This window comes from Ruegeria sp. BG11 (assembly GCF_056538565.1).
On record NZ_JBQFTH010000004.1, the window covers coordinates 192,162 to 212,297 of the forward strand.

At 58.8% G+C, this 20,136-nt stretch carries 20 protein-coding genes; 7 read left to right on the top strand and 13 right to left on the bottom strand.

Going from position 1 to position 20,136, the window contains the following annotated elements; all coding sequences use genetic code 11:
* Positions 1-38 precede the first annotated feature (38 nt).
* From tssH to tssA, 9 genes are all read right to left on the bottom strand, one after another.
* Complete coding sequence (gene tssH, locus ACR0JF_RS08535; RefSeq protein ID WP_170659061.1) at positions 39-2,756, bottom strand: type VI secretion system ATPase TssH; 2,718 nt, start codon at positions 2,754-2,756, stop codon at positions 39-41.
* A gap of 2 nt (positions 2,757-2,758) precedes the next feature.
* On the bottom strand, positions 2,759-3,829 hold the full coding sequence (gene tssG, locus ACR0JF_RS08540) for a type VI secretion system baseplate subunit TssG (RefSeq protein ID WP_170659060.1): 1,071 nt from the start codon (positions 3,827-3,829) through the stop codon (positions 2,759-2,761).
* Positions 3,793-5,670 carry a type VI secretion system baseplate subunit TssF gene (gene tssF / locus ACR0JF_RS08545; protein WP_170659059.1) on the bottom strand — a complete coding sequence of 626 codons (1,878 nt, stop codon included), beginning with the start codon at positions 5,668-5,670 and terminating at the stop codon, positions 3,793-3,795. Before tssF ends, tssG begins: the two co-directional genes overlap by 37 nt.
* 5 nt (positions 5,671-5,675) lie before the next feature.
* Positions 5,676-6,170 carry a type VI secretion system baseplate subunit TssE gene (gene tssE, locus ACR0JF_RS08550; protein ID WP_170659058.1) on the bottom strand — a complete coding sequence of 165 codons (495 nt, stop codon included), beginning with the start codon at positions 6,168-6,170 and terminating at the stop codon, positions 5,676-5,678.
* A complete protein-coding gene (locus ACR0JF_RS08555; RefSeq protein ID WP_170659057.1) occupies positions 6,163-6,984 on the bottom strand; it encodes a type VI secretion system accessory protein TagJ in 822 nt (273 codons plus the stop codon). Before ACR0JF_RS08555 ends, tssE begins: the two co-directional genes overlap by 8 nt.
* Before the next feature lie 81 nt (positions 6,985-7,065).
* Entirely contained in the window at positions 7,066-7,560 is a 495-nt protein-coding gene (locus tag ACR0JF_RS08560; protein ID WP_170378430.1) for an Hcp family type VI secretion system effector, read from the bottom strand.
* Between the two features lie 96 nt (positions 7,561-7,656).
* Entirely contained in the window at positions 7,657-9,153 is a 1,497-nt protein-coding gene (tssC, locus tag ACR0JF_RS08565; protein ID WP_170378432.1) for a type VI secretion system contractile sheath large subunit, read from the bottom strand.
* A 3-nt stretch (positions 9,154-9,156) separates the two neighbouring features.
* On the bottom strand, positions 9,157-9,672 hold the full coding sequence (gene tssB / locus ACR0JF_RS08570; protein ID WP_170747460.1) for a type VI secretion system contractile sheath small subunit: 516 nt from the start codon (positions 9,670-9,672) through the stop codon (positions 9,157-9,159).
* Between the two features lie 67 nt (positions 9,673-9,739).
* A complete protein-coding gene (gene tssA / locus ACR0JF_RS08575; RefSeq protein WP_170659055.1) occupies positions 9,740-10,786 on the bottom strand; it encodes a type VI secretion system protein TssA in 1,047 nt (348 codons plus the stop codon).
* A gap of 368 nt (positions 10,787-11,154) precedes the next feature.
* Here tssA and ACR0JF_RS08580 point away from each other — a divergent pair, with 368 nt between their 5' ends.
* The 5 genes from ACR0JF_RS08580 to ACR0JF_RS08600 are packed head-to-tail and all read left to right on the top strand — an operon-like array spanning position 11,155 to position 14,390.
* Positions 11,155-11,571 carry a hypothetical protein gene (locus ACR0JF_RS08580; protein ID WP_170659054.1) on the top strand — a complete coding sequence of 139 codons (417 nt, stop codon included), beginning with the start codon at positions 11,155-11,157 and terminating at the stop codon, positions 11,569-11,571.
* A gap of 3 nt (positions 11,572-11,574) precedes the next feature.
* Positions 11,575-12,195 carry a MotA/TolQ/ExbB proton channel family protein gene (locus tag ACR0JF_RS08585; protein WP_170659053.1) on the top strand — a complete coding sequence of 207 codons (621 nt, stop codon included), beginning with the start codon at positions 11,575-11,577 and terminating at the stop codon, positions 12,193-12,195.
* A gap of 10 nt (positions 12,196-12,205) precedes the next feature.
* Entirely contained in the window at positions 12,206-12,634 is a 429-nt protein-coding gene (locus ACR0JF_RS08590; protein WP_170378449.1) for an ExbD/TolR family protein, read from the top strand.
* Positions 12,631-13,041 carry an ExbD/TolR family protein gene (locus ACR0JF_RS08595; RefSeq protein ID WP_170659052.1) on the top strand — a complete coding sequence of 137 codons (411 nt, stop codon included), beginning with the start codon at positions 12,631-12,633 and terminating at the stop codon, positions 13,039-13,041. Before ACR0JF_RS08590 ends, ACR0JF_RS08595 begins: the two co-directional genes overlap by 4 nt.
* On the top strand, positions 13,038-14,390 hold the full coding sequence (locus ACR0JF_RS08600; protein ID WP_170659051.1) for a DUF4384 domain-containing protein: 1,353 nt from the start codon (positions 13,038-13,040) through the stop codon (positions 14,388-14,390). Before ACR0JF_RS08595 ends, ACR0JF_RS08600 begins: the two co-directional genes overlap by 4 nt.
* 606 nt (positions 14,391-14,996) lie before the next feature.
* On the opposite strand, the gene ACR0JF_RS08605 is transcribed toward ACR0JF_RS08600, so the two are convergent.
* Positions 14,997-16,142 (bottom strand): PA14 domain-containing protein, encoded by a 1,146-nt coding sequence (locus ACR0JF_RS08605; RefSeq protein WP_170659050.1) that lies wholly within the window; start codon positions 16,140-16,142, stop codon positions 14,997-14,999.
* A gap of 92 nt (positions 16,143-16,234) precedes the next feature.
* Here ACR0JF_RS08605 and ACR0JF_RS08610 point away from each other — a divergent pair, with 92 nt between their 5' ends.
* Complete coding sequence (locus ACR0JF_RS08610; protein WP_170659049.1) at positions 16,235-16,885, top strand: beta-barrel domain-containing protein; 651 nt, start codon at positions 16,235-16,237, stop codon at positions 16,883-16,885.
* 6 nt (positions 16,886-16,891) lie between these two features.
* On the opposite strand, the gene ACR0JF_RS08615 is transcribed toward ACR0JF_RS08610, so the two are convergent.
* From ACR0JF_RS08615 to ACR0JF_RS08625, 3 genes are read right to left on the bottom strand one after another with little or no spacing between them, the layout of a single operon-like run.
* The gene (locus tag ACR0JF_RS08615; RefSeq protein ID WP_170643304.1) at positions 16,892-17,686 is read right to left on the bottom strand and encodes an iron chelate uptake ABC transporter family permease subunit; all 795 of its coding nucleotides are present in this window, start codon (positions 17,684-17,686) and stop codon (positions 16,892-16,894) included.
* Entirely contained in the window at positions 17,686-18,426 is a 741-nt protein-coding gene (locus ACR0JF_RS08620) for a metal ABC transporter ATP-binding protein (protein WP_170526947.1), read from the bottom strand. The genes ACR0JF_RS08615 and ACR0JF_RS08620 overlap by 1 nt, the downstream gene beginning before the upstream one ends.
* 2 nt (positions 18,427-18,428) lie before the next feature.
* Complete coding sequence (locus ACR0JF_RS08625) at positions 18,429-18,941, bottom strand: transcriptional repressor (RefSeq protein WP_170639726.1); 513 nt, start codon at positions 18,939-18,941, stop codon at positions 18,429-18,431.
* Between the two features lie 57 nt (positions 18,942-18,998).
* Between ACR0JF_RS08625 and ACR0JF_RS08630 the strand changes: the two genes are divergently transcribed.
* Positions 18,999-20,135 (top strand): metal ABC transporter solute-binding protein, Zn/Mn family, encoded by a 1,137-nt coding sequence (locus ACR0JF_RS08630; protein WP_170659048.1) that lies wholly within the window; start codon positions 18,999-19,001, stop codon positions 20,133-20,135.
* Position 20,136 lies beyond the last annotated feature (1 nt).

The following is a 20,136-nucleotide window of genomic DNA, read 5'->3' on the forward strand; positions in this document are numbered from 1 at the left end:
GTGTCCCCTTTCTCGGTCAGACGCATCATGCGTTGCGCTCAATCAAACCCGTAAGTGAAGTCCCCGTCTGTGACGTCGATCACGACTTTGGAAACTTCTTCGCCCTCCATCATTCTTTTTAGGAATTCTGCCGATATATCCGGCAGCATTGTATTGGTCACGATCGCGTCGATCATACGACCACCGCTGTCCAGCTCCTGACAACGATTGACGATCTCGTCCACCACGGCGTCGGTGTATTCGAATGGTACACCATGAGCAGATTCGACGCGCTTCTTGATTCGGCCAAGTTGTAGCTTTGTAATCTCGCCCAGCATCTCGGGGCTGAGCGGATAATAGGGAATCGTCACCAAACGACCCAACAGCGCTGGTGGGAACACCTTCAGCAGCGGATCGCGCAGTGCCTTGGCCATGCCTTCCGGATCAGGCATCAAGTCCGGATCGGCGCACATGTCCATGATCATCTCGGTACCGACATTCGAAGTCAGCAGGATCAGCGTGTTCTTGAAGTCGATCACGCGGCCCTCGCCATCCTCCATGACGCCCTTGTCGAAGACCTGGAAAAAGATCTCATGCACGTCGGGGTGGGCCTTTTCGACCTCATCCAGCAGCACGACGGAGTAGGGTTTGCGCCGCACCGCTTCGGTCAGCACGCCACCTTCGCCATAGCCGACATAGCCCGGAGGGGCGCCCTTCAGGCTGCTTACGGTATGCGCCTCTTGGTATTCGGACATGTTGATTGTGATGACGTTCTGTTCGCCGCCATACAGCACCTCGGCGAGTGCCAGAGCGGTTTCAGTCTTACCAACGCCGCTGGTGCCTGCCAGCATGAAGACACCGATAGGCTTGTTCGGATTGTCCAACCCCGCGCGGCTGGTCTGAACCCGCTTGGCGATCATTTTCATCGCATGATCCTGACCAATCACACGCTGAGCCAGACGGTTTTCGAGGTTCAGGATCGTCTCGATCTCATCCTTGACCATGCGGCCCACGGGGATACCCGTCCAGTCGCCAACAACGCTCGCCACCGCCTGATGATCGACGATGGGTAGGATCAATGGGCTATCGCCCTGCACTTCTTCCAACTCGGCGTTCTTGGCTTTCAACTCGGCAAGCAGAGCATCACGGTCGATGGGCTGTGCGTCTGGAGCCTCTTCGGTCGCGGCTTCGCCTTCGGCAGTGCCGGTGCCTTCGACCTCTTGCCCGCCAGCGCGGAGCTTGGCGCGTAGGTCGAGGATTTCTTCGACCACTTTCTTTTCAGCCTCCCAACGCCCGTTGAGTTCGGCCAACCGCGCCTCTTCCGCCTCTTTCGCGGTATTCACGGCCTCGCGCCGGTCAGCCACGTCATAGCCTGCGGTCTCATCGCGTTCGATGATCTCCAACTCGGTGGTCAGCGCCTCAATCCGGCGCTGACTGTCGTCCACCTCGGCCGGAACCGCGTGCTGAGATACCGCGACCCGCGCGCAGGCCGTATCTAACAGGCTGACCGATTTGTCCGGCAGTTGCCGCGCCGGGATGTAGCGCGCGGACAGCGTCACAGCCGCTTCGATCCCTTCGTCCAGAACCTGAACGCGGTGGTGTTTTTCCAGCATCGAGGCGATGCCGCGCATCATCAGAACCGCTTTTGGAATATCGGGTTCTTCGACATGCACCACTTGGAAACGGCGGGTCAGAGCCGGGTCTTTTTCGATGTATTTCTTGTACTCGGCCCAAGTGGTCGCGCCGATGGTGCGCAGCGTGCCACGCGCCAGCGCCGGTTTCAGCAGGTTGGCCGCGTCGCCCGTTCCGGCAGCGCCCCCAGCCCCGACCAACGTATGAGTCTCATCGACAAACATCACAATTGGAGTCGGGCTGGCCTGAACCTCATCAATCACCTGACGCAGGCGGTTTTCAAACTCACCCTTCATTGACGCGCCCGCTTGCAGCAGACCCACATCCAGAACCAACAGGCGCACATCTTTCAGCGCCGGCGGCACGTCGCCGCGCGCAATGCGCAGAGCAAACCCTTCGACCACGGCGGTCTTACCAACGCCCGCCTCACCGGTCAGGATCGGGTTGTTCTGACGGCGACGCATCAGCACGTCGACGATTTGGCGGATTTCCTCGTCCCGACCCACAATCGGGTCAATCTCACCATTGCGGGCCTGTTCGGTCAGGTCTGTGCAGAACTGCTCCAACGCCTCACCCTTGCCCATCGCGCCGGGGGCCATTGCGCCGCTGGCCTCACCGGGCTCGGCGCCACCGCCCACGTTCGAGCCATCCTGCGCGCCCAACGTATCCTCGGGCGAGCCATCCGTGGCCTCTCCAAAGCTTTCGGCCAGATCATCGGCACCAATCTTTGCCAGTTCCGGCGACATGCTGGCCAGAATGTTGCGCAGAGCAGGCGTCTTGAGCATGCCGAGGATCAGATACCCGGTCCGCACTTTGCTGTCCGAATACAAAAGCGAGCCCCAAACCCAGCCGCGCTCCATCGCGTCCATCAAATGATCGCTGAGGTCCGAGATCGAGGACGCCCCGCGCGGTAACATATCCAGGCTGCGCGTCAGCTCCGATGCAATCTTGCCCGGATCCAGATCGTAATGCTGGATGATGCGGTGAACGTCGCTATCCTGGCCGTTCAGAATCTGATGCAGCCAATGCTGGATTTCGACATACGGATTGCCCCGCATCTTGCAGAATACGGTGGCCCCTTCAATGGCCTGATAGCCCAGCTTGTTCAGCTTGCCGAACAGCGATACGCGGCTGATTTCCGTCATCTTCAATACCTCTCGTTATGGGCCAGTTCTTCGGCCTCGAATTCTTGTGATACATATCCGGGATACAGGATCAGATCGTCCGCATCCGGGCGGTTCTGTTCAGGATCATCGCGGGTTCTTATCCAGCTGGTATGACCCAGCTGCGTCGTTCCACCCAGCGAGGCGCGCGGCACCTCATCACCGGCCAGCACCAGATTGACCTCCCAATCCAACGTGTCACCGGCATAGGTGCGGATGATCGCCTCCATCCGTTCCTGAGAAACACCGCCGGGCAACAGGCGTTTATAGTCTTCAAGCGACAGAGGCCCGATGCGAATGCGGAACTTGGCCGCGCGCGACCAGACGCGGTTGCCGATGCTAGTGGATTGCCCCAATCGCGCTGGAGAGCCGAGCTGCCAAGTGTCGTCCGGCTCCAACTCCAACCACGAGCCGACGAATTGCTGCACATGAGATTCGACCCCGAAATAGTCTGACAGGATCGCGATCAGGCCTTCGACTGTTTTCGTCCCTGACCCGAGATGCCCCGCAAAGAAACGGCGCAGCATGTCTGGCATCGCATCGCGGTCGCTATAGTCCGCACCCTTGAATCCAGCCAGCGCCGCCACGCGCTGTTCAAACGGATCATCGCCCCGGTCAAAACTGGGGGCAGGCTCTGCCGCGGCCCAGGCGCGATAGAGCAGGCTCATCATCCGGTGAGTCAGCATATCGGCAAAGGCCACAAAGGTCGGGTCACGGTGGTTGCGCTGGCGGTCGCGGGCGAACTCAGTCAGGTGAAGAGGCAGAGGGCCTTGCGGACCAAAAAAGCCAAAGAACAGATTGTTGAGCTTGCCCGGCGCGCCGTCGGTCGCCGGTTCAAACCGCGTCAGCGTGTTGGGCGGAAAGGCCAGTGAGACATCCTGCCCCAAACGCACGCGATCCTCGCGCGGGCGACGCGATTCACCCAGGCGCGGCGCATCCGCATAATGCGCTTCGATCACCCGTAACGCCTGAAAGACGTGATGCCTTTCAGGATCAGCCGCCAGCGCGGCCAGCAGGCTCAGATGATCCTGCCCAGTCCGGCCGCTGGTCGCCATCTGGCAATCTCTCCTCGTCGTTCAGTTTTCAGCACGGTTTCCGTGAAGCTGTTGATCGTGGTGTATTTGCGGAAGAACCGCTCGAGCACCGCGCCCAGCACATAGACGCTGGTGCCTTCGTAGAAACTTTCGTCAAATCCCAGCGTGATCTCCAACCCGCGCACTGCCGTGCTGAGGACCTCGTCGCTCATCCGGCGCACGATGGGCCGGCTGGTGACCGAGACTACGCCCTCAAGCTGTTTCTCGGTCACGCGGTTGCCGAGCGGGGCATAAATACCAAGCAATTCGCGCAAAGCGCCCGCCCCACCTTCTTTCCCGTCGCCGGCAATGGACAGGTAATTGAGGCTGAGATGGCTGATCAGTTTCCACGCAGCATCACCCTGAGCCAAGGTCGCATGCGGGCGCGTGGGTGTCACCGGCGTCCGGATTGTCTTTACCGGACCACCATCCGGCAGGTGAAAGACGTCATCGCCGCCTGCGGCTAGCAAGAGGGGCAAATCACGGTTGGAACATAGCGCCTCAACCGCCAATTGCTCCAACGATCCGGGATAAGGCGCCTGCGCCCGGTCAACCAAAGTCAGGTAAACCTCAGACCCCAGATACGAGGTCCGCACGCCCCGCAGTCGTTCCTTTTCATTACGCTGCCGCATCCGGCGTTTGATCGTGTAATAAGCCGAGTGATTGTCGCCCGCAGCCGTCAGGTCAGTGTCGCTATAGAAAGGGCGGAAAGGAATATCCCCCTCTTCATCCGATTGAATACCGGTGACGCGTTCAATCCCAAATATTTCATAGTCGAGACCCGCAGTGCGGTTCGGAACGACATGATGCTGCGTGTCCATTTGGGTGATATGCACCCGGTCGCAGCGGCGGTGGAACAGGTTCACCGCAGGCACCGCGTTCAGGGCAAAGGCCGCAGGGGTCACGGCGGGGGCGACATCGCGCATCCCGTCCTGCAACAGGATGTAGATATCCACATCCGTGCCCGCCGATTTTTCGAGCGCGGGTCGCAGGCCGGTCAGTTCCACAAAGAGGAACCGTTCCGGCATCGCAAAATATTCCTGCAGTAGGCGATAACCGTCGAAGGACTGGCGCGGGGTTGGCAACAGGGCCTCATCCGCGTCAAACCCTTTGGGCACGACTTCCGCAGTCGTCAGCCGGGTGGTCCAGTCCGCGCGGCGGTCAGTCGAACGCCCCGTCAGCCCAACACATTGGGTGGCCAGCAACTCATGCAGGGCCCAAGCCTTGCCGCTCTGGGTGTCCAGATGCAGCACAAGGCTGTCCATTCCCAGTTCGGCCATCGGCTCACCGTCGGTGCGATTCAAACGCAGGCGAATACCAGCGCGCGCGTCAGTGTCGCGCGCCACCCCGGCAGCCACCAGCTCTCCCCGGCCGTCAATGTACTCGGCTTCGGTGATTTCAATCGGCCAGAGGGTTAGGTCAGAAGAGGTGGTGAACTCACACGCAGTTTGTTCGCCCTCGGCCAGGCGCGCGCGCAAAGTGGTGCCGCGCGGGATCGGGTAGCCTTCTTTCAGGGCGGCATTCCCGATGTCGGGCTCCATCTGCGCTACCATCATCGACGGTGTCGGGGCCAGGTAATGCGGATAGACAATCTCGAGCAGGTTCGAGGTGAAAGTTGGGAACTGCATGTCCAGTTCCAGCTGAACCCGAGCTGCCAGAAACGCGCTGCCTTCCAGCAGACGTTCGACATAAGGGTCGACAACCTCGATCCCTTCCATCCCCAGACGAGAGGCGATCTTGGGATAGGCATTTGCAAACTCGGCCCCCATTTCGCGCAGGAAAGCCAGTTCGGTTTCGTAGTGTTTCAGAAGCCGTGTATCCATCGCGCCTAGCTCCGCTCGATCGAGACTTCGCCGGTGGTCACATCGACCCGGCTGCGCAGATACAATTCCAGAGGCATGGGTTGTGCCCACATCACCGCACGGATGTCATAGTCCACATGCATCTCGCCCGATTGCTTTTCCGAGCGCAATTCGACCGCGACCGAGCCTTTCACGATCCGAGGTTCAAACACTTCGATAGAATCGGCAATGGACTTCTGAATGCGCTGGGCTTGTCGCAGGGTCGAGAAAGAGCCCGAAGTCTGGCGGATGCCGTAGTTCAGGACCGACTTGGAGGCATAAGGATAGACATCCTCATCAATCAGATCGGATTGATCGGTAGTGTTCAACAGCATGGACAGATCGCGCTGTATGATCTCGCGCAGGCGCCCGACGTCGATCACGCGGGTATCCCGCCCCTCTTTCAACTGATCCGGCGCGTCATCCGTCAAACGATCCAGAAGCGAGGGTTGCAGGCGTTCGGCAAGGGTCTTCTCAGCCATCTCCCGCCGTTTCCCCGGCACCGGCCGCCACGTCCAGAACCAGTTCGCGAATATCCAGAAGCGCGATGTCGGACTCGTCTGTTGTCAGCAAACGTTGGCCCAGCCCGACAAAGGTTTCACCGCCGGCATCGACCCAAGTGGTCGCCCGTGCCAGACGGGCAGCATCATCGCCCTGCTCGGTCGACCCGGCATAGCGTGTTGGGATCAGGGCAGCGAGTTCCCCTCCGCTGGCAACCGTCAGCGTGCAGGCTGTCCAGACCGCGTCACGCAGGTCGCTGGGCGGCTCGATGTCGATCCGTACGATCTGGGAAAACGGCAGCCAGAAATAGCGGCCGTTCACAATCACTTCGAGGACCGGCCCCAGCCGCATATCGGCATCCGCGATCCATTCGAACGCTTCGCCATTAACCGTACCGGATGTCGCGGGCGCAGCGTCAAATGCTTTTGCGCGCAGCTCGGCGGCCTGGTCGAAATGCCCGCCAGCTGTCAGTTTCTGTGCCTCGATCAGATGGGCCAGCCACTCTTCCGGCTCACCAAAAATCATCGGGGTCTTTTCACCCGCGAAAACCTTTTCGCGATAAACCTCGCAAATTATGGCCTCGCGGTAGGTTTTGGCCATCATCGTGGCCGCTTCATCCATCTCCGCGCTCAGTTTTAACTGGGTGATGGCGCGTTTCCAGTCGCCCATTACACAGAGCAGCTGAAACAGAAAAATCCGCAGCTTGGCGTCTGCGGGATTGGCACGGACTTTATCTTGCAGAGTGGCCAATGTGGCCGCCAGATCGCCTGATTTAAGATGCTCTTCCGGCGTCATGTAACCCTCGCGCAGTCAGTATGGAAAAAGTGCAAAAGCCCCGGCGGCCAATGCCACCGGGACCTGTAGTCGTTTGAAACGTTAGCTGACGTCGCCGGTTTCCAGGTTCCACAGGAACTCGTTGCAGTCGCTGAGCTTTCCGGTTTTGAAGTCGGCGATCTTGTACTTAACCGAGATGCCACGATACGCGACGGTCCAGGTTTCCGACGGGATCGAATCTTCGCCGCCATCTACCGAGTAGCTGTCCACGATCGCGTCACGCAGCTTGATGATCAGATAAGGCTCCATGCCTTTCTTTTCGTCATCGCCAGACCGGCACATATGGATCAGCATTTCCGAGTTCGACTTGCCCGACGCGACATAGGTCATGATCTTGGCGGACGCTTTGCTGAGCTCGGTGTTCAGGGTCACTTTGCCGAAATTCGCGTTGGCATAGCCGCGCTGTGTGGTACCCATGTCGGACATGTCCAGCGTCCGCTCAACCTCCCACGAGATCGACTTAACCGCGATCCAATCTTTGTGCTGCTTTTCCCGTGCTTCGCCCGGGAAGTCCATCTGTACAAATACGTTTTCCATTTTAGCCTTCCTCTTTTCTAGTTTCTAAACCCGGTTTACCGGAGGGTCGTGACGGCGGCAGTGAAACACATCACATGCCGCCAATTTTTTTGACCTTTATCCAGCTTTTTCGGACGGAAGTTTCGATACGAGACGCAGAGAGACCGACAGGCCTTCCAGCTGATAGTGCGGGCGCAGGAAGAATTTGGACGTGTAGTAGCCTGGATTGCCTTCGACATCTTCCACAACCACCTCGGCCGAGGCCAAAGGCTTACGTGCTTTTTCCGCTTCGGCCGAGATATCGGCGTTGAAGTCCACGTATTGGTTGATCCAGCCCTGCAGCCAAGACTCCATATCCTGACGGCTTTTGAACGAGCCAACTTTGTCACGCACCATGCATTTCAGGTAATGCGCGAATCGGCAGGTCGCGAACAGATAGGGCAAGCGCGCGGCCAGATTGGCGTTCGCGGTTGCATCCGCATCATCATATTCCGCCGGCTTGTGCAGCGATTGCGCGCCAATGAAGGTCGCCGAATCGCTATTCTTGCGGTGGATCAGAGGCATCATGCCGTTCTTGGCCAGTTCCGCCTCGCGACGATCCGAGATCGCGATCTCGGTCGGGCATTTCATGTCCACGCCGCCATCGTCGGTCGGGAATGTATGCGCGGGCAGGCCCTCGACCGTGCCACCGCTTTCCACGCCGCGAATGCGCGAACACCACCCGTATTCCTTGAAGGACCGGTTGATGTTCACCGCCATACCATAGGCCGCGTTGACCCAGTTATATTTGTCACTGGTTGCACCGCTGGTGTCTTCTTCGAACGCGAATTCCTCAACCGGTTCGGTTTTCGAGCCATAAGGCAGACGACCGAGGAAGCGCGGCATTGCCAGACCGACATATTTCGCATCTTCACTGTCGCGCAGCGACCGCCATGCGGCATATTCCGGTGTCTGGAAGATCTTGGTCAGATCACGCGGGTTGGCCAGTTCCGACCAGCTGTCCATCTGGAACAGGCTGGGCTTGGCCCCGGTGATCAACGGCGCATGCGCGGCTGCGGCGATCTTGGACATCTCGCCGAGTAGCTCGATATCCTGCGGGCTGTGGTCGAAGTGATAATCCGCTACCAGCGAGCCATAGGGTTCACCACCAAACTGGCCGAACTCTTCTTCATAGAGCTTTTTGAAAATGGGCGACTGATCCCATGCAGTTCCTTTGAACTTGCGCAGGGTCTTGTGCATGTCCTTCTTCGAGATGTTCATCACGCGGATTTTCAACATCTCGTCGGTTTCGGTGTTGTTCACCAGATAATGCAGACCACGCCACGCGCTTTCCATCTGCTGGAAATCTTCGTGATGCAGGATCAGGTTGACCTGTTCGGTCAGTTTCTTGTCGATCTCGGCGATGATACCTTCGATCGACCGCAAAGCGTCGTCCGAGATCAGGCCAGTATTGGCCAGCGCCTGTTCGGCCAGCGTCTTGACCGCGCTTTCAACAGCGGTTTTCGCCTGATCCGACTTGGGGCGAAATTCTTTGGTCAACAGCGCCTCGAATTCCGAGGACCCAAATGCTGTTGCGCCTTCGGCGGCTTCTACCTTGGCTTCTTCTTCGGCCATCTTTTACTCCTCCTCGGCGGCATCACCGCCCGGCTTGGGCTGGGCTGCCAATGTCTTCAGCAGCGACGGGTCCTGCATGATCTTCGTAATCAGATCCTCGGCCCCGGTTTTACCATCCATATATGTCATCAGGTTGGACAGCTGAGTGCGCGCATCCAGCAGCTCTTTGAGCGGTTCAACCTTCGCTGCAATCGCGGCGGGGCTGAAATCATCCATGCTTTCAAATGTGATATCGACAGCCAGATTGCCCTCACCCGTCAGGGTGTTCGGCACGGTAAAGGCCGCGCGCGGCGCCATCGACTTCATCCGGTCGTCGAAATTATCGACGTCAATTTCCAGGAACTTGCGGTCGGCCACGGCGGGCTGCTCGACCTCGGATTTCCCGGCAAGGTCGCTCATGACGCCCATGACAAAGGGCAGCTGGACCTTCTTTTCGGCACCATAGAGTTCAACATCATATTCGATCTGAACCCTCGGAGCCCTGTTCCGGGCTATAAATTTTTGTGAACTGTCAGCCATCTGATGCTCCTCGATTCATCCATCAGTGTTTCTTTTAAATCCGGTTTTCGGCTTGCGCCCAAACGGATCAATAATCGTCATCGTCGTCTTCTTTTATGCCGCCGATCTGGCGCACCTCGTCCAGACCCTCTTTTGCCATGTCTTCGATAATCGTCAGAAAATCGGCATTCACAAGGCGCTTGGCGCGTTCCAGCAGAATAGGCAGCGGGCTGGAGGGCTCGCACCGGGCATAGTAGTCCATGATGCGTTCCAGCATCCGGGTGACATCCTCGGGCGTGTTGATCGCCCCACCGCCACCGCCGCCCGACGCCATCGGCGCAGCAGAGGCAACTGACGGGCTGCTTGGGCTGTCATCGTCGCCGGAATCGTCTTCTTCAGCCTCACCCACATCGGCATAGCTGGCCAACGCCTGCTTGATGCTTTTCAGCGCATCAGACAAAGGCGTCAGATCCGGACCTTCACCGGGGGTCTTGTCGCCGAAAACAGCATCAATTGCCTCGACATCGTCCAGAGCCGTAGACGCCGCATCGGCATTTGCCTCCAACACCTCGTCATCCGTGTCCTTGAACGCTGCGGCAACCCCGGTTTCATCCGGCGCGTCGTCCAGATCTGCGGGCATATTGATGCGACCCTCTGCAACATCCAGATGGCGCAGGGTCATCCGACCGAACATGCGGCTGTCTGTCAAAGCGGTCCGACGCAAGGCGCGCACCATCCGATCAGACGATGCCAAACCGCGCACCGCATTGATGCGCATGGTGGCATCACCGTCGTCTTCGTCCAGCTCGGGGTGGCAGGTATCCCAATTGTCTTCCAGCAGGGCTTTCACATAGCCCACGGCCGAGGCAAAGGCGGGCAGACCCTTGGTGTGCAAAACAGCCTCGGCCAGATAGATCGCGGCGCGAATGTCATGGCTTTTATCCATGACGGCCAGGGCTTTCTCCTCGACATCGCGCCAGTCCTGTTCTTCGGCCGCGACGACCTCATCGCCCATCTGACGCTCTTCGCCCGGCTGAGCCGCGATCTCAAGGTCCGTAAAGGCCGGATCGTATTCCAGATTTTCTCCGCTGGGGGGTTCGTCGTCTCTGGGCTCCAGATAAGATGAAAGGTCCATTTTATTCCCAATACCGTCCTGTTCGATCGCAGCTTGTTGTTCTTGTTGAATCGCTTACAGCAGCGCCTGCAATCTTGTGTATGAATTAGTTCACATGATGGCGAAACTCGCAAACACTTCCAGTTTCCTCTGCGGTTTGTGTGGTTAATCGGTCGCAATGCGCAGACCAGGTCGCGCCCAATATACACATATTCCCGAACGGTCGTACCGTTTGTTTACGTTGGTGCAAGCCCAATTTTCCACTGCGAATGCCACCTAACAAAAAATTATCTTCCCGCATGCCCCCCGTTGTTGCAATGTTCAGGGCAAAGACCCACGGGCAAGAGACATTGCATCTGGGTTCAACGACCGGCAGCAGAGGTAGGAAGATGAAAAAATCGCTTTTCGGCGCAGTTGCATTAACACTGATGGCCGCAACCGCGCAGGCCGATGAGGGCCGCCTTGGCATCGAGCTGAACAAATTCGAACCCGCCGATGGCGGAGGATGCCGCGCGTTCTTCCTGTTCCGCAACCAGACGGACAACAGTTTCGAAGACTTCGAGATGTCGCTGGCCATCCTCGACAGCAATGGTGTGATCGACCGGCTGCTGTCCATCGACGCGGCCCCCCTGCCCGTTCAACGCACCGTACTGAAACTGTTCGAAATCCCCGAGATTGAATGCTCCAATATCTCGGAGGTGCTGCTGCATGACCTGCCGGCCTGCAAGCCCCAGAACGCCGAGCCTCTGGATTGCTTCCCGCTGCTGGCGCTGGGCAGCAAGACCTCAGCCAATCTGGCGCAATAGATCATGTTCGGGCTTGAGACACTGGGCGCAGGAGGCCCAATCATCGCAATTCTTGGCGCGTTGTCGCTGCTCTCGGTCACTTTGATTGTCATCAAAGCGATGCAACTGGCCCCGGTTCGGTCCGGCGGAGGCGCGAGAGACACGGCGCTGGTACAATGGTCCAAGGGCGACAAGCAGGCGGCACAGGCCGCCGTCGCTGCGGGGAAGTCTCCGGCTGATCGCGTCTGCGCCTATGCTATGCAAGCGCTGAACGATGGGTTCAAGGGGCCCGCCTTGATGGCCGAACTCACACGTCGCGGCAATCAGGAATTCGCTGCCATGACCACATGGATTCGCGTGCTGGAGCTGATCGCGATGATCTCACCCCTGCTTGGTCTGTTGGGGACTGTAACCGGTATGATCCAGTCGTTTCAGGAGCTGGAGCTGGCGCAAGGCGCGGCCAATGCCTCGGTCCTTGCGGGCGGGATCTGGCAGGCCTTGCTGACCACCGCCGCCGGTCTGTTGGTCGCCATCCCCGCCGCTGTCGGCGCATCGCTGCTATCGGGCCGCGCAGAAGCGGGCGCTCAGGCGATTGAGAACGCGGTCGGGCAGCTGATGGTGATAGAGGAACGCGGCACGCAATAGGGGATAACACATGTCCGCCGAGCTTAGCCTGAACAGACGCAGACCGACACGGCCCCTGATCTCGCTGGTGCCGATGATCGACGTGATGCTGATCCTGCTGGTGTTCTTCATGGTGACCTCGACCTATCTGAACCTCGACATGATCCCGGCATTGGCTCAATCGGATCGCCCTGCACCTTCCGGCACCTCAGGTGAACCCGCCAGCGCCGTAGTGATCCGGATCGGAGGCGACGGCGCGCCCTATTTCCGCGGGCAGGCGCTGACCTCTGAAGACCTTGAGGCACTGTTGTCCGATAGAATAGCCCAGGCCCCGGCAACTCCGGTGATCGTTCTACCAACCGGCAGCGCCCGCATGCAGGCGCTGGTCACCGTCATGGACGTAGTCACCCGCGCAGGCGTGACCAATATGCGCGTGGTCCGGCTCGAGGCGCGCCCATGAGGATCACTCGTCCCGCCCCGCGCCATCACCCCGAAACCATCATCGCCCTGATAGATGTCGTCTTTTTCCTACTGGTCTTCTTCATGCTGATCGGACGCATGGACGCCACCGCGCCATTCGACGTGACCCTGCCGGTGTCGCAATCCGGAGCGGATATGCCAGCTGGTGGATTGACCCTGTCGGTCAGCGCTGATGGCCAATTGGCCCTGGACGGAACAGAACTTTCCGCGGATCAGATCGCGCTATCGGTCGAGGAGGCGCTGTCCGAACAGCCCGACCTGCTGCTCCGCATCAACGCCCATCAGGATGCCGCCCTGCGCGAGGTCTTGCCCTTAATCGCCACGTTCGAGGCGATGGGCGCACGGGATGTGGTGCTGGTCGTTACACCTCCGGGTCCGGTCCGGTGACGCGCACTCCGCTGATATGGGGCGTCGCGCTGTTCTGCTCGGTCACAATTCACGCCGTGGCTGCGGTCGTTCTGCTTTGGGCCACTGAGCCTGAACCCGTGATCGAGCAGCCCGTACCGGAGACACGGATGCAGCTTTCGGCCCATCAGGTGAAACAAAGCACCGCCGCGCAAGCGCAACCGGATGCAAAGGCGACCTCAACCGAAGAAACAAGCGGCGCGCAATTGGCGCAGGGCGCTATTCCTCAATCCTCGGCCCCAGAGATTGCCGCGAATGCCCTAAGCCTCGCGGCCAGCGACCAGGTGGCCAGCCAAACACAGGCTCTGGCGGCCGTTCCGGACAAGCCGCAGTCTGTCGTTGCCAAACAGGCGGTTCCGGTAACTCTGGCCTCGGCCGAGTTGCCGACGACCACGCTGTCATCCAACCGCGCGCCAACGGATACGGTGGCGTTGACACAACCTTCCTTCGATGCCGCTCAGGCCGTACAGGCGCGGCCCGTCGCTTTGACCCAAACCCAACCGGACGTCCCAAAGGCCAAGGCGGCCGATGTGTTTTCAGCAACCGGCGATTCCCCGATTGATCCCGCAAGCCTCGCCGCCTTTCAAAGTTTCACGCGCCCCGAAGATGCGGGCCAGGCGGCTGAAGACCTGCGTGATGGTATAGACGGCCTGCTGGCCCAGGTACCGTGCTCACGCCTTCAGGTGCAGTTCCGCCCAGAAACAAATACCCTCGAACTGATCGGTCATATCCCAGAAAACGGCCTTCGCGGGCCTGTCATGTCGGCGCTTCAGGCGCAGATGGGGGCCAATATTCAGGTCACCGACAATCTGCTGATCCTTCCCCGACCCCAATGCGGCGCGCTTAGCGGGATCGTGGATGTGGGCTTGCCACAATCGACCGACCAGATCACCAACCCCCTGCTGGTGGGCGATGATATACATACGCGAGAGTTTCGCTACGCTTCAGGTCAGCAACTGGTCCTTGATCTGACCGGGGCCGACTACGACGCCTATGTTTATGTCGACTATTTCGACGCCGACGGTCAGGTCATACACCTAAGTCCAAACGCATCGGTCCCGCTTGCCAGAACACCCGCCAAGTCTGCATTTAAAGTTGGCGCTGAAAAACAAGGCGACCCCGGCCTTTTCATCACCATCGGCCCTCCATACGGACAAGAGATCGCGGTGGCCTTTGCGGCGTCGAGGCCCCTCTTTGACGAGGAAAGACCCCTGATCGAACCGGCGGGACCTTACCTTGAATTCCTCAAAGATCGTGTCGCCGACGCCCGCGCCAAGGACCCGGAATTCAAAGGCGAATGGGTCTATTTTTTCATAACCACGTCTGAATAACCCAGCCACGTACCACCAATCGACCCTTTCATAGGCCTCCGTCTCGACGCTCGTGATCTCGGCGTGTGAGGGCAAGATTACGACCTCATTCAGAACATCGTCTGTGTCGTCTTGCGAAGCATCGGATGAATCAGCATCCCAAGATGCTACGTCCCCGTTGCCCGAGGCATTCGCAAAAAACGCGAATTCATCCGGCGCATCGAGTTTCGTAAGCGCATCAACATCACCAACATCCATCGAAAATGCGGTTGTCGATGTCACCGGCGCGCCGTTAAAGCCGGTATCCGAGATCACGATCTGGCCATCAATTGCGCCCTCAAACCCCGGGGGCGGCGAGATTTCAAGATAACCGATATCCCAACCGCTCACATCAACCGGCCCACCATCCGACATCACCGCCGCCTCGGCGCCGACAATCAGGCTGTTGGCGGGCAACCCCTCAATTGCCGCAGCCGCCTGATCGCTGGCATCGGTCAGGTCAATGCCAAGCGCCAAGGTCCCGTTTTCTTCAATCGTCAGCCCAGGGTCCGCCCGGACCAAGGCGCGACCCTCGGTATCAGGGCCATCCCATTCCAGTTTTAGCGCAGCATGCCCGTAGTTTTCGAATTACCTGACCTCAATATCATGGGTGCCGGGGTCGAGTTCGATCTGACCGGCTCGGGTCCTATAAGCGTGCAAGTCATCATTCTCGATCGCCTCGACACCGTTGACGAACAATACGACGCCATCATCCCGTCCGGCAAAGAAAGTGTTGGTGCCGCCTTCTTCGACCGAAACGCGCCCCTCCAAGCGGGCGCCAAATGTGTCTTTCGACCCGCCTTCCCAGAACGAGTCGGCACTGTTTTTGTAGTGAATTTCAGAGACGATTTCCTGATGTGTCGGGTCGGCACTCCAATCAATGTCGTCCAATTTCAACAACCTACTTTCCACGTCGAAGTAACTGGCCTGAAATCCTCCATTCACTTGCGCAGTCGGGGCAAAAACCTGCGGCGGATGAACCTCGAATGACACTGTCTGGACAGCGTTCTGGCTACCACCGAATTCGGTTGGTGTGGAGGAACGTACCGCCACATCAATAGGGCCCAAGAAATCGAATGCAGGCTGTACTATCAGCAAGTCCCCCTGCCAACCTTCCATTTCCAAGTTGCCGCCTGCACCGGCAACATGGGTCTGACGATCTACTTCAACCTGCGTTCCCGGTGGCAATCCGTTCAGGGAAAACAGGCTATCATGGCCAAGTTCCAAAGCTGCTGTGTCGATATCGAAAGCCAGCGGAGTCCCGACCACAACCTGCGCCTGCGCGACATCCGGGGCCGAAACAAGCTGCCGATCGTCAAGGCCGGGACCGTCCCATTCCAGTTTCAGGCCTGCTTGGCCCGAATTCTTAAAGTAGCGAACCTCGATAGTGTGCGCTCCGGGTTCAAGGTCAATCTGGCCCGACCGCGTTTGATATCCATGAGAATCTTTATCATTGATGACCGGCACACCATCAACAAAAAGTACCGCACCTTCGTCCGCACCGAGATGGAAGGAGAACGTCCCGCCCTCCGAAACCTGTACCGTCACGGTTATCTCAACGCCGAACGTATTTAGCGAACCATCTTTCCAAAAGGATCCGTGGGTGACTTCGTAGTTAATCTCCGTTGTGCCCTCCTGATGCGTGGCGGGGGCGTCCCAATTCGCATCCTCAAGTCGCGTCAAGCTGTGGTCGGCTTCGAAGTACTTGGCGTGAAACCCGGTGCTGATCGACATGTCGGGCCTGTCTGGATCGCTACGCGAAGCTGCAGACACAGGGACTGAAATCTCTCAATGATTTTCTGGAAGAAGAAGACGAAGTCGACGCCATGCGCGCCGCTGCCGAGGACGCCCGTGTCCGCGCCGCCGAGGCACGAAACACTTTGACCCTTGCAAAGGCGGCCCTCGCAGAAGAGGCGCTGACGCTGAGAGAGGACGTGCTGACCCGCATCAACGCGCTGGAACACGAACGCCACCAGTTGCAGACCTCACAGAAACTCGTAGAGGCCAGGCTTGCCGACCTGCGCTTGATCGCTCCGGTGCGTGGCGTGATTCAGTCGGTGGCCTCGCCCAATTCCGGTGAGGTGATTGCCCCCGGTGAAACCCTAAATGAACTGCTTCCGACCCGGCAGACCCTGATGGTCGAGGCGTGCATTCCCAATTCCGAGGTTGGGCATGTGGCCCTGGAACACTCGGTGGCGATCAGCATAGATACATTCGATGTCCGCCGCTTTGGTAAGGTCGAGGCGCGGTTGCAATCGGTTCATCCCCTGCCCATGACAGACGAACAAACGGGCGAGACCTATTTTCGAGCCTCCTTCGTCCTGGCTGGCTCAACAATCGGCACCGGCGCGTTCAACCGTCCGCTGCAGGCGGGTATGACCGTGGTGGCTGAAATGACAACGGGTGAGCAGACGCTTCTCGGCTATCTGTTGAAACCGGTCCAACTGACTTTGGAGCGGGCCTTCAATGAAAGGTAAGGCGCTCTAGCGCTTGTGACCTTTCCATCCCAACAGGCTGAAACAGGCAAACAGGATTGCCGCGACGCACACAATTGACGGCCCTGCAGGTGTGTCGAACACGTAAGCCGCCCGCAAACCGGCTACGGCGGAAACCGCTCCGATGGCCGCGGCGATCAAGGCCATGGACTCGGGCGATCGGGCAAGGCTGCGCGCAGCGGCCGCCGGAATGATCAGCAAAGCTGCGATCAGAAGAACGCCCACGACCTTGATTGCCACCGCAACGGTTACCGCCAGAGACAAGGTCAGGATCAATTGCTCGCGCTTTGGATCATAGCCGCTGGCATAGGCCAGCTCTTCGTTCAGGGTCGCGGTCAATAGCTGCGACCAGCGCCAGCCGATCAAGGCAACGACCAGTGCCGCCCCGCCCCAGATCACGGCGAGATCCGTGCGCGAAACGGCCAGAATATCGCCGAAAAGATAAGCCATCAGGTCAATGCGGACTCCCGATAAGAATGACACGGCAACCAAGCCAAAGGCCAGTGCAGAGTGAGCTAGAACGCCCAATAGTGTGTCCATCGCGTATCCCCGCCCGGACAGCAACGTAACCGTCAACGCCATCAGCAGAGCTACGGCCAATGCGCCCGCGAAAATAGACATCTGGAAGGTCAGCGACAGCGCAACGCCCAGAATGGCCGCATGCGCGGTTGCGTCGCCGAAATAGGCCATTCGGCGCCAGACCACGAAACATCCCAGCGGAGCCGCCGCAAAAGCCACACCAATCCCGGCCAGTGTCGCGCGGGTCATAAAGTCATCCAGCATTATTCTGCAGCGTCCTGAGAGCTATGATCGTGGTCGTGATGATGATCGTGGTCATGTCGGTACAGCGCCAGCGCTCCTCCGGTCCCTGTCCCAAACAAGGCGCGATATTCAGGGGCTGAGGCCACAACAGCCGGCGAGCCTTCGCAGCAGACATGACCGTTCAGGCAGATCACCCGGTCCGAGGCGCTCATGACCACGTGCAATTCGTGGCTGATCATCAAAATGGCGCAGCCGGTCTCGCGGCGCACGGTTTCAATCTGCCGGTAAAAGGCCGCTGAACCCGGTTGATCCAAACCCTGTGTCGCTTCGTCCAGCAAAAGGATGTCCGGGTGGTTGATCAAGGCACGCGCCAGCAGCACGCGCTGAAACTGCCCGCCGGACAATTGAGTCATCTGCTGCTTCAACAGATCGGGAACGCCTGCTTCCTCAAGCGCCTCTGCACAGCGGGCGCGGCTGACGTGATTGGTCAGGCGCATAAAGCGCTCGACTGAAATGGGAAGGGTCGGATCGATATGCAGCTTCTGCGGAACGTAACCGATCCGCAGGCCCTGTTTACGTGTAATGCGCCCCTTTGCAGGTTTGATGGCCCCGATAATTGCGCGCAACAAACTTGTTTTGCCGGACCCGTTCGGCCCGACAATTGTCACGATCTCACCGGGTTCGATGATCATATGGACATGGCGCAGCACGGTATTGGCCCCGTAGCTCACGCTCAGGTCTTCAACGGTGACAAGGGACATTGCTAGGCCTTTTCGGTGCAGTCAGAGCAGAGACCTTCGGCTTCTACTACAGTACGTTCGATTTCAAAACCCACGGCGCGGGCGGCATCGCCTAGGGCCCCGCTATCGACGGCCGAGGATGCCTCGGCCACCGCATCACAGCCACGGCAGATCATGAAGACAGGTGAATGCGTCGCCCCCGGATGGGCGCAGGCCACAAACGCGTTCAGGCGTTCGATCTTATGGACAAACCCGTTTTCGACCAGAAAATCCAAGGCGCGATAGGCCACGGGCGGCTGCGAGCCGAACCCCTCGTCCCGCAAGCGATCAAGGATGGCGTAGGCGCCAAGTGCCCTGTGTTCCTGCAACAGCATTTCCAGCACCTTGTGGCGCACTGGTGTCAGGCGCAGCCCCTCGGCGCTGCACTTTGCCTCGGCCATGGCAAGGCCGGTTTCCACGCAGGACACGTGGTCATGATCATGGAACCCCACGGGCGCAGCTTCGCTGGTCAAGTTCTGTTGCCTCTGACTTGTCATGTTATCTTATATCATATATGCCGCGATTAAATGTTATAAAATCACACAGAGGGTCCAATGTCCAGAAACCTCCTTTCCATTTCGATCACCGCTACATTGCTGGGTGGAACCGCCATGGCTGACGTCCCGAATGTGGCCGTTGACATTGCCCCGGTGCATTCGCTTGTGGCCCGTGTGATGGACGGCGTGGGCGAACCCAGCCTGATTGTTCAGCCGGGTGCCTCGCCCCATGAATACAACCTGCGCCCGTCCGAGGCGGCAGCTCTGCAAGAGGCGGATCTGGTCTTCTGGATCGGCGAAGATCTGACACCGTGGATGGAAAACGCCGTGGAAACGCTCGCTGGCGGCGCGGCTGTAACAACGCTGTTGGACGCGGACGGAACCACTCTACTGGACTTCCGCGAGGACGCGCTGTTCGAAGCGCATGATCACGGCGATGACGAGGATCATGACGATCAAGGTCATGAAGATCGTGGCGATGATCACAAAGACGAACATGTGCATGATGATCATGACGATCACAAAGATGAACACGCGCATGACGATCACGACGATCACAAGGATGAACATGGTCACGATGATCACGACCATGACAAGGAAGATGACCACGCGCATGACGACCATGGCCATGAAGAGCATGCAGACCATGATGATCATGACGACCACGAAGGTCACGCGCATGGCGAACACGATCCGCATGCCTGGTTGTCGCCTGCAAACGCCGGAACATGGCTGAACGTGATTGCCGCTCAACTCTCGGCTGCTGACCCTGAAAACGCTGGTAAGTACTTTGAAAACGCAGCCGCTGCGCGAGCAGAGATGGAGGCGCTTTCAGCCGAAATCGCAGAAACGCTGGCCCCCGTCAAAGGCGGCAACTTCATTGTGTTCCACGACGCCTACCAGTATTTTGAAAACGCGTTCGACTTTTCGGCCTCGGGAGCGATCTCGATCGGCGATGCATCCGATCCAAGCCCTGCACGCATTGCGGAAATTCAGGGACGCATCAAAGAGGAAGGGATTGATTGCGTTCTGTCCGAGCCGCAGTTCAACCCCGGCCTGATCGCAACAGTCATGGAAGGGTCCGAGGCCAACACCGCCGTGATCGACCCACTTGGCGCCGAACTTGAACCCGGCACGGCGCTCTATCCTCAACTTCTGCGCAATATGGCAAACACATTGGCTGAGTGCCTCTAAG